The sequence below is a fragment of the Enterococcus sp. DIV0712 genome (genome assembly GCF_050554855.1).
GTDB classification, from domain to species: Bacteria; Bacillota; Bacilli; order Lactobacillales; family Enterococcaceae; genus Enterococcus; species Enterococcus faecalis.
On the sequence record NZ_CP187333.1, the window covers coordinates 1,200,637 to 1,212,848 of the forward strand.

At 38.1% G+C, this 12,212-nt stretch carries 12 protein-coding genes and 1 other annotated feature (1 of these 13 running past the window's edge); of the genes, 10 read left to right on the top strand and 2 right to left on the bottom strand.

What is annotated here, in order from left to right; all coding sequences use genetic code 11:
- Positions 1 to 15: a sequence feature (sodium ion sensor (DUF1646 type); this cis-regulatory element may regulate processes involved in with the transportation of sodium ions), on the top strand; it begins 33 nt to the left of the window's first position.
- Positions 16 to 131: 116 nt separating this feature from the next.
- From IGL42_RS05800 to IGL42_RS05845, 10 genes are all read left to right on the top strand, one after another.
- Positions 132 to 455 carry a hypothetical protein gene (locus IGL42_RS05800; RefSeq protein WP_002391201.1) on the top strand — a complete coding sequence of 108 codons (324 nt, stop codon included), beginning with the start codon at positions 132 to 134 and terminating at the stop codon, positions 453 to 455.
- Positions 445 to 2,424 carry a V-type ATP synthase subunit I gene (locus IGL42_RS05805; protein WP_010710407.1) on the top strand — a complete coding sequence of 660 codons (1,980 nt, stop codon included), beginning with the start codon at positions 445 to 447 and terminating at the stop codon, positions 2,422 to 2,424. Before IGL42_RS05800 ends, IGL42_RS05805 begins: the two co-directional genes overlap by 11 nt.
- Before the next feature lie 27 nt (positions 2,425 to 2,451).
- Positions 2,452 to 2,925 carry a V-type ATP synthase subunit K gene (locus IGL42_RS05810; protein ID WP_002363905.1) on the top strand — a complete coding sequence of 158 codons (474 nt, stop codon included), beginning with the start codon at positions 2,452 to 2,454 and terminating at the stop codon, positions 2,923 to 2,925.
- 16 nt (positions 2,926 to 2,941) lie between these two features.
- The gene (locus IGL42_RS05815) at positions 2,942 to 3,523 is read left to right on the top strand and encodes a V-type ATP synthase subunit E (protein WP_002365627.1); all 582 of its coding nucleotides are present in this window, start codon (positions 2,942 to 2,944) and stop codon (positions 3,521 to 3,523) included.
- 16 nt (positions 3,524 to 3,539) lie between these two features.
- On the top strand, positions 3,540 to 4,541 hold the full coding sequence (locus tag IGL42_RS05820) for a V-type ATPase subunit (RefSeq protein WP_002357677.1): 1,002 nt from the start codon (positions 3,540 to 3,542) through the stop codon (positions 4,539 to 4,541).
- Positions 4,531 to 4,842, top strand: coding sequence for a V-type ATP synthase subunit F (locus IGL42_RS05825; protein ID WP_002357676.1), 312 nt, complete (start codon positions 4,531 to 4,533; stop codon positions 4,840 to 4,842). Before IGL42_RS05820 ends, IGL42_RS05825 begins: the two co-directional genes overlap by 11 nt.
- A 17-nt stretch (positions 4,843 to 4,859) precedes the next feature.
- Positions 4,860 to 6,641, top strand: a complete 1,782-nt coding sequence (locus tag IGL42_RS05830) for a V-type ATP synthase subunit A (protein ID WP_002363909.1) — start codon at positions 4,860 to 4,862, stop codon at positions 6,639 to 6,641.
- Positions 6,634 to 8,010 carry a V-type ATP synthase subunit B gene (locus tag IGL42_RS05835; protein WP_002357674.1) on the top strand — a complete coding sequence of 459 codons (1,377 nt, stop codon included), beginning with the start codon at positions 6,634 to 6,636 and terminating at the stop codon, positions 8,008 to 8,010. Before IGL42_RS05830 ends, IGL42_RS05835 begins: the two co-directional genes overlap by 8 nt.
- 4 nt (positions 8,011 to 8,014) lie before the next feature.
- Positions 8,015 to 8,650: a V-type ATP synthase subunit D gene (locus tag IGL42_RS05840; RefSeq protein WP_002357673.1), complete on the top strand. Its 636-nt coding sequence runs from the start codon at positions 8,015 to 8,017 to the stop codon at positions 8,648 to 8,650.
- A 74-nt stretch (positions 8,651 to 8,724) separates the two neighbouring features.
- Positions 8,725 to 9,135 (top strand): hypothetical protein, encoded by a 411-nt coding sequence (locus IGL42_RS05845; RefSeq protein ID WP_002388088.1) that lies wholly within the window; start codon positions 8,725 to 8,727, stop codon positions 9,133 to 9,135.
- A gap of 50 nt (positions 9,136 to 9,185) precedes the next feature.
- Here IGL42_RS05845 and IGL42_RS05850 read toward each other — a convergent pair whose 3' ends face one another.
- Together IGL42_RS05850 and IGL42_RS05855 are read right to left on the bottom strand one after the other, a co-directional pair.
- Positions 9,186 to 10,073, bottom strand: coding sequence for a serine hydrolase (locus IGL42_RS05850; RefSeq protein WP_025191827.1), 888 nt, complete (start codon positions 10,071 to 10,073; stop codon positions 9,186 to 9,188).
- A 154-nt stretch (positions 10,074 to 10,227) separates the two neighbouring features.
- Positions 10,228 to 12,108, bottom strand: a complete 1,881-nt coding sequence (locus IGL42_RS05855; protein WP_002371183.1) for a fructose-bisphosphatase class III — start codon at positions 12,106 to 12,108, stop codon at positions 10,228 to 10,230.
- Between the last annotated feature and the right edge of the window lie 104 nt (positions 12,109 to 12,212).

Below are 12,212 nucleotides of genomic sequence, written 5' to 3' on the forward strand. Positions count from 1 at the left end.
AAGGGGTGAGAAGAACAATTTTTGAGTTTGCGCCTTTTTGCATACCTAAAACAAAAGGGCTGAGCGTATCTCTATTTCGCTAGTCCTTTTTCTTATATGCTAAAGGTGTAAAAACTAAGGAGGTGGAGACAATGGTACAAGAAGTACTAGAGCAAATCAAGGCAGCGGAAGATGCGGTGGAAGAGCATCGGCAACAAGCTAAGATGAATTGTCGTTTATATGAAGAACAGAAGCAAGAACGTTTAGCTAAACTACGTCAAGAGAGTGAAGAAGCTGTTGAAAAAGTGCTGACGGATTCACTAGCAACGCAAGAAAAGATGTTACAACTTGAAAAAGAACAACTTTTAGATGAAACAAAGCGCACTGAACAAGCGCTTCACGAACGTTACGAAGCGAACAAAGAACAAGTCATTGATTCAATTATTGAGAGGGTGAAAGACGTTTATGGCAGTTAGTAAAATGGAAAAAATGACAATAATTGCCGCTGCCGAAAAAGAAGCAGCAATTCTACAAGCCATTCAAGGCTTGCAAATTGTCGAAGTAAAACGGATTTTTCATTCGCCTGAAGAAGAACAAGCCTTAAAGAGTCAATATTCTTTTTTACAAGCAGAACAGTCAACTGAACAGTTACGTAAATATGAAACGATGCTACAACAATTGCAAGAGCTTCTTTTATTTTTGACACGCTCTTCAGGAAAAGGATTAAAGATAAAAAGAAAAGTCTACACCTTAGAAGAGTTGGAACAAACCTTTGATGAAGAAACATTACAAAGCTATTTGACGGAATTAAAGAATATTCAAGAATCTTTGAAACAAATTCAAACGGATCGTCAAGGATTAGAAGCAGAAGAAGAATTATTAGGCCGCTGGCAATATCTGGATGTTCTACCACACAAACAGCAGTTAAAAAGTAGTCATGTCGTTCATGGTTCGATAAATCTAGCCAATAAAGCCAGTTTCTTGAGCGTTTTGTCTCAATGGCCAACGGTTTATTTTGAAGAAATTTATCAAAGTATGCATCATAGTTATTTTACACTCGTTTACCTGAAGGAACATCAGCAGAGTGTAACCGAGTTATTAAACCAATATAGTTTTGAACCACTCCAATACCGTTATGATGTTCCGCCTAAAGAGGCATATCAACAAGTCAAAGAACGATATGAAATTTTACAAAAAGAAGAAAAAGCCTTAAAGCAACAACTGGCTTCTTATCATGATTTTTATGAAACGTTTTGCTTGGCTGAAGAAGTCTTATTGGCGGTTATCCAAAGAGAACAAGCACGTCAACATTTGTTAAATGCTTCATCATTTTTCATCTTGCAAACGTGGATTCCAGTCGAAGAAAAAGCCGATATTTTGACAGCGATTGAAGAAAAAGTTCCTAAGGACGAAATAGCTCTTACTTTTGAAAATCCTACGAAGGCGGAAATTGAGACGGATATACCAGTTAAACTAGCGAATAATAAATTGGTGCAGCCGTTTGAAATGTTAACAGAGATGTATAGCTTACCAAAATATGAAGAAGTTGATCCGACACCTGCGATGATGCCGTTTTATCTAGTCTTTTTTGGTATGATGGTAGCGGATATTGGCTATGGCTTACTGATGCTACTCTTGTCTATTATTGCTTTGAAAGCATTTGTTTTACCGAGAGGCATGAAACGTTTTGCCGACTTTTTCTTGATTTTATCATTTCCAACAATTATTTGGGGCTTCATTTACGGTTCGTTTTTCGGTGCAGCATTACCGCCAATAATGTTTGGAATCAAATCACCATTTCCGATTTTATCAACGACCGAAGATGTAAATACGATTCTTATTTTATCGGTTATTTTTGGGTTTATCCAATTGGTTGTCGGTTTAATGATTAATGGGATTCAGTTATCAAAACAAAAGCGCTATTTAGATAGTATTAACGAAAGTTACGCTTGGTTAGGGATTTTGTTTGGTTTAGCATTGTTAGTCGTTGGTAAATTAGTGGTTAAAAATGAAGGCTTATTTACAGCAGGTGCGATTTTAGCTAGCCTTTCTGCCATTGCAATTATTGTGATTCCAATGATTCAATCGAAGGCCAAATTAAAAGGCTTAGCCAAAGGACTGTATGGACTATACGGTGTGACAGGTTATGTCGGTGATTTAGTTAGTTATACACGTTTGATGGCGTTAGGAATTGCTGGGGGAAGTATTGCTTCAGCGTTTAATATGCTCGTAGAGTTCATGCCGCCAGTTGCCCGTTTTAGCGTGGGCATCTTGCTGTTAATTGTTTTACATGCGTTAAACATATTCTTATCGTTATTAGGTGCTTATGTTCATGGCGCACGTTTGCAATATGTTGAGTTCTTTGGAAAATTTTACACAGGCGGTGGCCGGGCGTTTAATCCGCTAAAAACAAAAGAAAAGTATGTCAATGTTGAGAAAAAATAGAAAATTATTTATTGGAGGAAAATAGAGATGATGGATTACTTAATTAATAATAATGGTGGAATTGTTTTTGCAGTATTAGGAATGGCAATGGCGACAATTTTTGCTGGGATTGGATCAGCCAAAGGGGTTGGCTTTACTGGGGAAGCAGCAGCAGCTTTAACGACGGAGCAGCCAGAAAAATTTGGTCAAGCGTTAATTTTACAGTTATTACCAGGTACACAAGGACTATATGGTTTTGTTATTGCTTTCTTAATTTATATTAACTTAGGAAACGATATGAGTATGGTTCAAGGATTGAACTATTTTGTAGCAGCTTTACCAATTGCTTTTGCAGGATTGTTCTCTGGGATTGCCCAAGGTCGTGTAGCCGCTGCGGGGATCCAAATTTTAGCGAAGAAACCAGAACATGCAACAAAAGGAATTATCTATGCTGCCATGGTTGAAACTTATGCCATCTTAGGGTTCGTAATTTCCTTCTTACTTGTATTGAACGTCAAATAATTGAGGAGGCAGATGGATGGATGCCATTGAAAAAATCATCAGTGAAATTAAGCAGCAAGGAAAGCAAGAAGTCGAAGCCTATGTCACCAGTGAACAAACGCGCATCGATCAAGAATTCCAAGCAGCACAACAAGAAATTTTGCTGAAGCAAGAACATGAAATAGAAAAACGACAACAACAATTATTAAAAGAATTTAAACAACGCCAACAACGGCAAACACTAGAAATTCGTCAGGATGCATTAAATAAAAAACAAGCATATCTTAACCAATTATTTGACGAAGTGGTCTTAAAGATGAGTGAATGGTCAGCGGAAGAATTTCAACAATTCATGAAAGCACAATTAGGTTCACTTGAATTAACAGGAAAAGCAACCATTCTTTTAGGCGAGTATTCTCAAACGAAAGTGACGCAAGAATGGCTGACCGCCCTTTCTGATGCTACTGTTCAATGGGAGCTTTCAGAGGAAGTTGTTCCAAAAGAAAGTGGCTTTATCGTTGCAAAAGACGGTTTGGATTATAATTTTCTCTTTTCAGCATTAGTTGAAGAGATTCAAAAAACAGAAGGCTTTAAAGTAGCAGAAAAACTTTTCAGTTAAGAAGGGAGGACGTAGAATGAGAAAACCAACGTATCATCAAATTAATCCGCTGATTCGTTTAAAAGAAACGGAGCTGCTTTCTGAGCAACAGTTTCAACAACTTTTAGAAGCGGAAACAGTTGAAGACGTTAAAAATATGTTAAAAAGTACGGTTTATCAACCTTATTTAACCGAAACTTTTGAAGAAAAATTTGACTACCATTCTTCTGAAGCGCTGGGAAATCTTTATCGCTGGTTATATGAAATGGCTCCAGAACCAGCTGTAGTAACGTTGTATACGATGCGTTTTACCTTCCATAACTTGAAAATTTTGACGAAAGCTGAGCGAACAGGTAAAGATTTTGATTATCTTTATTTAGAAGATGGTCGTTATTCTCTAAACACAGTCAAAAGTGCCATTCATACAAAAAACTCTTCCGAACTTGAACCAGCATTATTAGAAGTGATCCGTGATGTTTTTGCCTATCTGGAAGAAGGCGGTTTGCCGCAAGCAATTGATATCCTTTATGATCGAGCATTTTTACAGCAACAGCGAAAATTAGCGGATGAATTGGGCTATGAAGAGTTAACGAAGGAAGTCATCGCTTTTATTGATTTAACCAATCTATCAACGATGGCTAGAGGGATTGTTCAACATCAAAACAGTAACTTTTTATCAACCGTGCTTTCTAGCGCTGGCAGTCTCTCAAAGAAAGAGCTGTTGACCTATGCGGAAAAGTCACTTGTAGAATTTACAGCATTTGTCAGAACAACGAATTACGGACAACTATTAGAAAAGATTATCAATAAAGAAACCAATGAATTAAATTTATTGGCTTTTGAAAAACTCAAAGATGATTACCTGACCTCAATGTATGAAAACGGTCGGACGGTTGCTTTTGGGCCGCTCCCATTACTAGCCTTTTTGAATGCGAAAGAAGTTGAATGGAAAAATTTGCGTTTAATTTTGGTCGGAAAACATAGTGGGTTTTCAAATGAAAAAATTCGAGAAAGGATGCGAAAAGTCAATGGGGTATAAAATTGGTGTCATTGGAGACAAAAATTCAATCTTACCATTTAAACTGTTTGGCTTTGAGGTCCATCATGCCATTTCAGAAATGCAAGTTAGAGAAGCCATTGAAACTATGGCAAAAAATAAGTTTGGGGTCATTTTCATAACGGAAGAAGCCTCTACTTTAGCAGAAGAAACGATTGAACGATACAAAGAACAAGTGACACCAGCGATTATTTTAATCCCAAGTCATAATGGTACAATCGGAATCGGTTTAAGTGAGATTGAAAAAAATGTTGAAAAAGCAATTGGACAAAATATTTTATAATGCAAAGGAGAATGAGCGTGCAAATTGGAAAAATTGTCAAAGTTTCAGGTCCTTTGATTTTAGCTGAAAACATGTCAGATGCTAGTATCCAAGACATTTGTCATGTAGGAGATTTAGGCGTTATCGGAGAGATTATTGAAATGCGAGGCGACGTCGCTTCGATTCAAGTATATGAAGAAACAACAGGCATTGGACCAGGAGAACCAGTTATTTCAACAGGAGAACCATTATCTGTTGAATTAGCCCCAGGTTTAATTGCCGAAATGTTTGATGGTATTCAACGACCATTGGATACATTTCAAGAAGTAACCCACAGTAACTTTTTAGGTCGTGGTGTTAAAATTGATGCGTTAGATCGTGAGAAAAAATGGACGTTTGAACCGACTGTGTCAGTTGGTGAAGAAGTGTCGGCAGGTGACATCGTCGGTGTGGTTCAAGAAACACCGATTATTCAACATAAAATTATGGTGCCTTTCGGCGTTTCAGGAACGATTGTCGAAATTAAAGCAGGTGACTTTGCCATTGATGAAACAGTTTACTCAGTGAAAACGGCTAAAGGAACGGAAAGTTTTAGCATGATGCAAAAATGGCCCGTTCGGCGGGGACGTCCCATTTTAGAAAAACTAAGTCCCAAAGTACCGATGGTGACCGGACAACGCGTAATTGATACCTTTTTCCCAATTACGAAAGGCGGAGCGGCAGCAGTTCCAGGACCATTTGGCGCTGGAAAAACAGTCGTTCAGCACCAAATTGCTAAGTGGGCCGATGTCGACTTAGTCGTTTACGTTGGTTGTGGGGAACGCGGGAATGAAATGACAGATGTTTTAAATGAATTTCCAGAATTAATTGATCCAACAACTGGTGAGTCTTTGATGAATCGGACGATTTTAATTGCGAATACGTCAAATATGCCGGTAGCGGCACGGGAAGCCTCGATTTATACAGGGATTACCATTGCAGAATATTTCCGTGATATGGGTTACTCAGTCGCAATTATGGCGGATTCTACTTCTCGTTGGGCAGAAGCGTTACGAGAAATGAGTGGTCGGTTAGAAGAAATGCCTGGTGATGAAGGCTATCCAGCCTATTTAGGTAGTCGCTTAGCTGAATATTATGAACGAGCAGGACAAGTCATCGCGTTAGGAAAAGATCATCGTGAAGGAAGCATTACGGCGATTAGTGCGGTTTCGCCATCTGGTGGGGACATATCAGAACCTGTCACCCAAAATACGTTACGCGTTGTTAAAGTATTCTGGGGCTTAGATTCCCAATTAGCACAAAAACGTCATTTTCCTTCTATTAACTGGTTGCAAAGTTATTCTCTTTACTCCACAGAAGTAGGGCAATATTTAGACTTGGAATTGCAAGGGAACTGGGCCGCTATGGTAGCTGAAGGGATGCGGATTTTACAAGAAGAATCTCAACTGGAAGAAATTGTTCGCTTGGTTGGGATTGATTCCTTGTCGGATAAAGACCGTTTAACGTTGGAAACAGCCAAATCATTACGGGAAGACTATTTGCAACAAAATGCTTTTGATGACGTGGATACGTTCACTTCTCGAACCAAACAAGCGAAAATGTTGCAATTGATTCTAACTTTTGGTGAAGAAGGTCAAAAAGCCTTAAGTTTAGGCACTTATTTCTCTGAGTTAATGGCGGGAACAGTTGAAATCCGTGATCGCATTGCTCGTAGCAAGTATTTACCAGAAGAAGAATTAGAAAAATTGGATCGTTTACAAGCAGAAATTAAAACAACGATAAAAGAAATCATTGCTGAAGGAGGAATGACGAATGATTAAAGAATATCGCACAATCAATGAAGTCGTTGGTCCTCTGATGATTGTTGAAAAAGTGGCAGGCGTAAAGTACGAAGAATTAATTGAAGTACGCATGCAAAATGGCGAAATTCGCCAAGGGCAAGTTTTAGAAATCAATGGAGATAAAGCGATGGTCCAAATTTTTGAAGGAACGAGTAATATCAATATTCGTGATTCAAAAGTTCGCTTTCTGGGACATCCTTTAGAATTAGGGGTTTCGCCAGATATGATGGGGCGCGTTTTTGACGGCTTAGGTCGCTTAAAAGATAATGGACCAGAATTATTACCTGAGAAAAAATTAGATATTAACGGCGAAGTTATCAATCCAGTCGCTCGTGATTATCCCGATGAGTTCATCCAAACAGGGATTTCAGCGATTGACCATTTAAATACCTTAGTTCGTGGTCAAAAATTACCTGTTTTTTCAGCATCTGGCTTACCTCATAAAGAATTAGCGGCACAAATTGCCAGACAAGCCAACGTGTTAAATAGTGAAGAAGAATTTGCCGTAGTTTTTGCGGCCATTGGGATTACCTTTGAAGAAGCGGAATATTTTATGGAAGATTTCCGTCAAACAGGCGCAATTGATCGTTCAGTCTTGTTTATGAACTTAGCGAATGATCCAGCCATTGAACGGATTGCAACACCTAGAATGGCTTTGACAGCCGCTGAATATTTAGCTTATGAAAAGGGCATGCATGTCTTAGTTATCATGACGGATATGACAAATTATTGCGAAGCGTTGCGAGAAATTTCAGCAGCACGCCGTGAAGTTCCAGGACGTCGTGGTTACCCAGGTTATCTTTACACGAACTTAGCAACGTTGTATGAACGAGCAGGCCGAATTCGTGGCTCAAAAGGTTCCGTAACACAGATTCCTATTTTAACAATGCCAGAGGAGGATAAAACACATCCAATTCCCGATTTAACTGGCTATATTACAGAAGGGCAAATTATCTTGTCCCGGGAACTATATAAGAGCGGTATCCAACCACCAATTGATGTATTGCCATCACTTTCCCGTCTTAAAGACAAAGGAACTGGCGAAGGCAAAACGCGCGGGGATCATGCAGCGACGATGAATCAATTGTTCTCAGCCTATGCACAAGGGAAACAAGCCAAAGAATTAGCTGTCATTTTAGGAGAATCAGCTCTTTCCGATGTCGATAAAATTTACGCAGCTTTTGCCCAACGTTTTGAAGAAGAATATGTCAATCAAGGATTCGATACAAACCGTTCGATTGAAGAAACGTTAGATCTTGGGTGGGAACTATTAAGTATGCTACCGAGAACAGAACTAAAACGAATTAAAGAGGATATGCTCGATCAATATTTAACTGAAGGGAAGTAGAAAAATGGCTCGATTAAATGTTAATCCAACCCGTATGGAACTTTCCCGATTGAAAAAACAGTTAACTACGGCCACGAGAGGTCATAAGTTGCTGAAAGACAAACAAGATGAATTGATGCGACGGTTTATTGCGCTAGTCAAAGAAAACAATGAGTTACGTATTCAGGTTGAACAAGAAGTGACGGATGCGTTATCAAATTTTGTATTGGCAAACGCAACGTTGAACGAAGCCTTTATTGAAGAGTTAGTGGCAATTCCAGCCGAAAAAGTTGAATTAGAAATTATTGAACAGAACATCTTAAGTGTGCCAGTTCCTAAAATGATTTTTGATTACGATGAATCTGTTCAAGAAGCACCCTTAGATTATGGCTACGTGAATTCAAACAGCGAGCTTGATCAAGCTTTTGCTAAAATTTCAAGCATTTTACCGAAATTATTAGCACTTGCAAATGTTGAAAAGACGTGCCAATTATTATCAAAAGAAATTGAAAAAACGCGTCGTCGTGTCAACGCCTTAGAGTATATGACGATTCCACAATTAGAAGAAACAATTTACTACATTCAAATGAAATTAGAAGAAAATGAACGTGGCGAAATTACACGTCTAATTAAAATTAAAAGCATGAACAAAGAAAATTAGTGGTTAGAAAGAACGAGTGCGAAGCCAGTTGGTAGCTTTCGTGCTCGTTTTTAATAAAAAAGGGAGTGGAAAAAATGAAAAATGAAGAACGCCGCAAAGCGATTGCACTGAATTGTCAAAAATACGAAAGTGACTATGCTCGCTTGGTGGAACCAATCAATGAGCTACTGTTAAACTTGGGAGCGGCTATTTCAGAAGAAGCCGCGAAGCAAATCATTCTGAATGTAAAACGATATCATCACGGCGTGAAATATCTTCCTGAGTGTCATTTAGATGAAAGTAACCAATTTATCGAAGATGGGCTTGAAGCTCTTAAAAAGGGAGATTTAGGCAACGGTGCGTTACAACTATTTGGGGCTGGCTTAAACTTTGCTAGTTTTGCAGCAAAAGCACAAGGAACCAAAAAAATTGATGCCCACCAAATGTTGGCAGAACGTTTTACGAAGTTGTTGTCTGTACAAATGGATAATGATAACAAACAATAAAAAAATACCCTTGGTTTATTAAGTCATCTTAATAAACCAAGGGTATTTTCTTAACTGTTATCATTAGGATATTCAGACACCTGTAATTGCCATAACTTATCTGTCACTGAAGCAATAAACGCAGCACTCTTAGCATTATCAGGCCCTTTAGTAAAAATTGCTAAAGCAAAGGGGTGAGGTGTTTCTAAAATCCCCATATCATGAATAAATTCATCATAGGAACCAATTTTATGAGCAACTTTTCCTTGAGTTGTGGGAGTTTCCATTCTTTCATGGAAAACACTTTGTTTCATAGAATCATAAATCGCTTGGTAATCTGGTTTTGTTGCTTTTTCAGTATATAATTTTTGTAGAATAACAAGCGCATCTTCCGAAGAAAATTGTGGCTCTTCAATCGAAGGTGTGTTGTGCAAATAACGCTGATACATTTCTCGTTTTGCTTTTGCATCACCACCCAATGTGTCATAGAGCATATTTTTAGCGATATTATCAGAATAGGTGATGGCATATTCTTGTAACGTTTTTAATGGATATTCTTGTTGGATATTATAGGCAATGATCCCAGTTCCTTCTTCATAATCTTCTTCGGCGTTATAGGGAATCAGGTCTGTCCATTTTTTTTGACCAGAAGCAACCGTGTCGGCGACTAACATCGTCAGGGGCACTTTAATAGTACTAGCTGTATAAAATTCATGTTGGCCATTCACGGAACGCTGTTCGCCAGTTTCTAAATCCAAATAACTAATCCCGACCGTTCCTTCAAATTCTTTGACAGAAGCGACGAGCAGGTCATTTATTTTATCAAAAAATACTGTATTTGCTGAATTATTTTCTTCCTTGTCTTTCGTATGCTTCTCATGTTTGGCGGAATCAATTGTAACTTTTTGTTCAGATTCTTTGGCATAATCTTCGCCACGACTTGAGAAGAAGAAGCCCACAATTAGGAAAAAGCAAAGAAAGAAAATGGTGCCGTATAGTGAGAGTTGCTGTTTCTTCAATGTAAAACCCTTTCCGTTTCTCTAATAGATATTTTTCTCAACTCCTCCATTTAATCATTTTTCGGATAAGAGCGCAAGCGTCTTTTTAACGGCACTACTGGTTTTGTTTCATTTGTTTTTGGAGTGCTTGCGATTGCTTTAATAGCTCTTTGCCGATAGTGGTATCTTTCACCAATAGCCGCTGTAAGGGACGATCGATGACTTGTTTGATGGAATGAATGTCTTGATTATTTAAAATGGCTGTTTCTTTACTAGAAAAAGATTTATGCGCGGTCAGTTGTAAACCAAACGAGTTGTACAACAATGTATAACCAGCAATTCCAGTAATTGTCTGATAAGATTTTGAAAAGCCGCCGTCAATTACGAGAAGCGTGCCATTTGCTTTGATTGGCGATTCGCCTTTTGTTCGTTTAACTGGTGTATGGCCATTAATGATATGTCTATTTTCACCAGTCACTTCAAATTCATCTAGGATTCTTTCACAAACTTCAACCGTATCACGCAAAGAGTAGTAAGGATTCTTTTCTTCATGATGTGTTTCTTTTTCAGCGAGAAAATAACGCTCGAAGGTTTTCATAGCTCGTTTGCCAAATAATGAGGAACCTTCGCCACACCAAAGATACCATAAACAATCTGTCGCATAGTCATCTGTACTAGCAGGCTGAGCATAAGCTTCTTCTAACATTTCCTGAAAGAAGTCAACTAAAGCTTTTCCTGAATAGGAGTGGCCTTTAAATGTGTAAGCTTGAAAAGTACCGTCCGCATTCAGAGGCAGACAGCCATGAATCAATAAATTTTGATTATACACAAGGTAAAGAGAAGCTTTTTCCATTAGAAAGCGCATGTGTTTTGTTAACCGCGGCGAAGACTGAAATTGCGTTAATAAATCATCAATTATCTGTTTTTCCTCACGTGTTAATTGGTAAGGCTGCTCTTCAGAAACGGTTTGGAAACAGCTGTTAATTAATGTATAACGACATTCGTCAAAAGTAATAGTTTCCCCTTGAATCTTATCTAAGCGTAGCCGATGTGCCAAGTTAAAATCAGGGCGTCGACCAATAATTTGCCCTTCTAGTTTTTCTTGAATAATGGCAATGGCTTGTTGCACACGCATCGCTACTTGTTTTTCAGCTTCAGTTAACGCACGATAGGGATTTTTCTTGGGTGCAAAAGCAGGATTTTCTTTATATGTTTCTAAACTAAATTTTTTTAAGGCGGTTAAATCGATAGCATAACGTTCTTCTAACAAATCTAAATTTCCATAGCGAGCACAAATACGTACTACATTGGCTAAACAAGCCAGTGAACCACTATAAGCAGCCAGCCAAATCATATCATGATTGCCTAGTTGAATATCCAAGGAGTGATAGGACATTAATCGGTCCATAATTTTATCTGGTGCTGGCCCCCGGTCATAGATATCCCCAATAACATGTAGGTGATCGATAATCAGACGTTGGATTAGATAAGCTAATTCTGTCACGAAACGTTTGGCTTCACCTAGTAAAATAATTTTTTCAATAATTTGTTGATAGTAACCGTTTTTGGTTGTTGTTTCATCATATTGATAAATCAATTCTTCGAGAATATACCCATAGGTTTCAGGAAGGGCTTTGCGAACTTTAGAACGTGTGTACTTCATCGAAGAAGAACGGACGATTTCAACCAGACGGCGAATCGTTAATAGCCACCATTCATAAGAGAGGGCGCTTTCATTTTCTAAAAGTGTTAATTTTTCTTCTGGATAGTAGATAATAAAACAAAGCTCGTCCATCTGATGGGCATTTAATTCTTGTTTAAATAAAAATTGAACTTTTTCTCGGATTCGCCCAGAACCATTTCTTAAAATATGGTCAAAAGCTTCAAATTCACCATGTAAATCACTGACAAAATGTTCTGTTCCTTTCGGTAAATTCAAAATTGCTTCCAAATTAATAATTTCTTCAATTTGTTGATCGCGGTTCAGTGTAGCCAAGTCATCTGCCTTCTTTCTTTTTCGTATATACCAATTTTTGTTTAAAAGATTAAAGTCTTGATAATAAAGGTTTTTTATTCATATTCCAATTATTGTAGGCTATT

Coding starts and splice junctions, on each gene's coding strand:
- IGL42_RS05845 (WP_002388088.1), top strand. CDS start 8,725: ATGAAAAATGAAGAACGCCGCAAAGCGATTGCACTGAATTGTCAAAAA.
- IGL42_RS05805 (WP_010710407.1), top strand. CDS start 445: ATGGCAGTTAGTAAAATGGAAAAAATGACAATAATTGCCGCTGCCGAA.
- IGL42_RS05815 (WP_002365627.1), top strand. CDS start 2,942: ATGGATGCCATTGAAAAAATCATCAGTGAAATTAAGCAGCAAGGAAAG.
- IGL42_RS05840 (WP_002357673.1), top strand. CDS start 8,015: ATGGCTCGATTAAATGTTAATCCAACCCGTATGGAACTTTCCCGATTG.
- IGL42_RS05800 (WP_002391201.1), top strand. CDS start 132: ATGGTACAAGAAGTACTAGAGCAAATCAAGGCAGCGGAAGATGCGGTG.
- IGL42_RS05835 (WP_002357674.1), top strand. CDS start 6,634: ATGATTAAAGAATATCGCACAATCAATGAAGTCGTTGGTCCTCTGATG.
- IGL42_RS05820 (WP_002357677.1), top strand. CDS start 3,540: ATGAGAAAACCAACGTATCATCAAATTAATCCGCTGATTCGTTTAAAA.
- IGL42_RS05825 (WP_002357676.1), top strand. CDS start 4,531: ATGGGGTATAAAATTGGTGTCATTGGAGACAAAAATTCAATCTTACCA.
- IGL42_RS05810 (WP_002363905.1), top strand. CDS start 2,452: ATGATGGATTACTTAATTAATAATAATGGTGGAATTGTTTTTGCAGTA.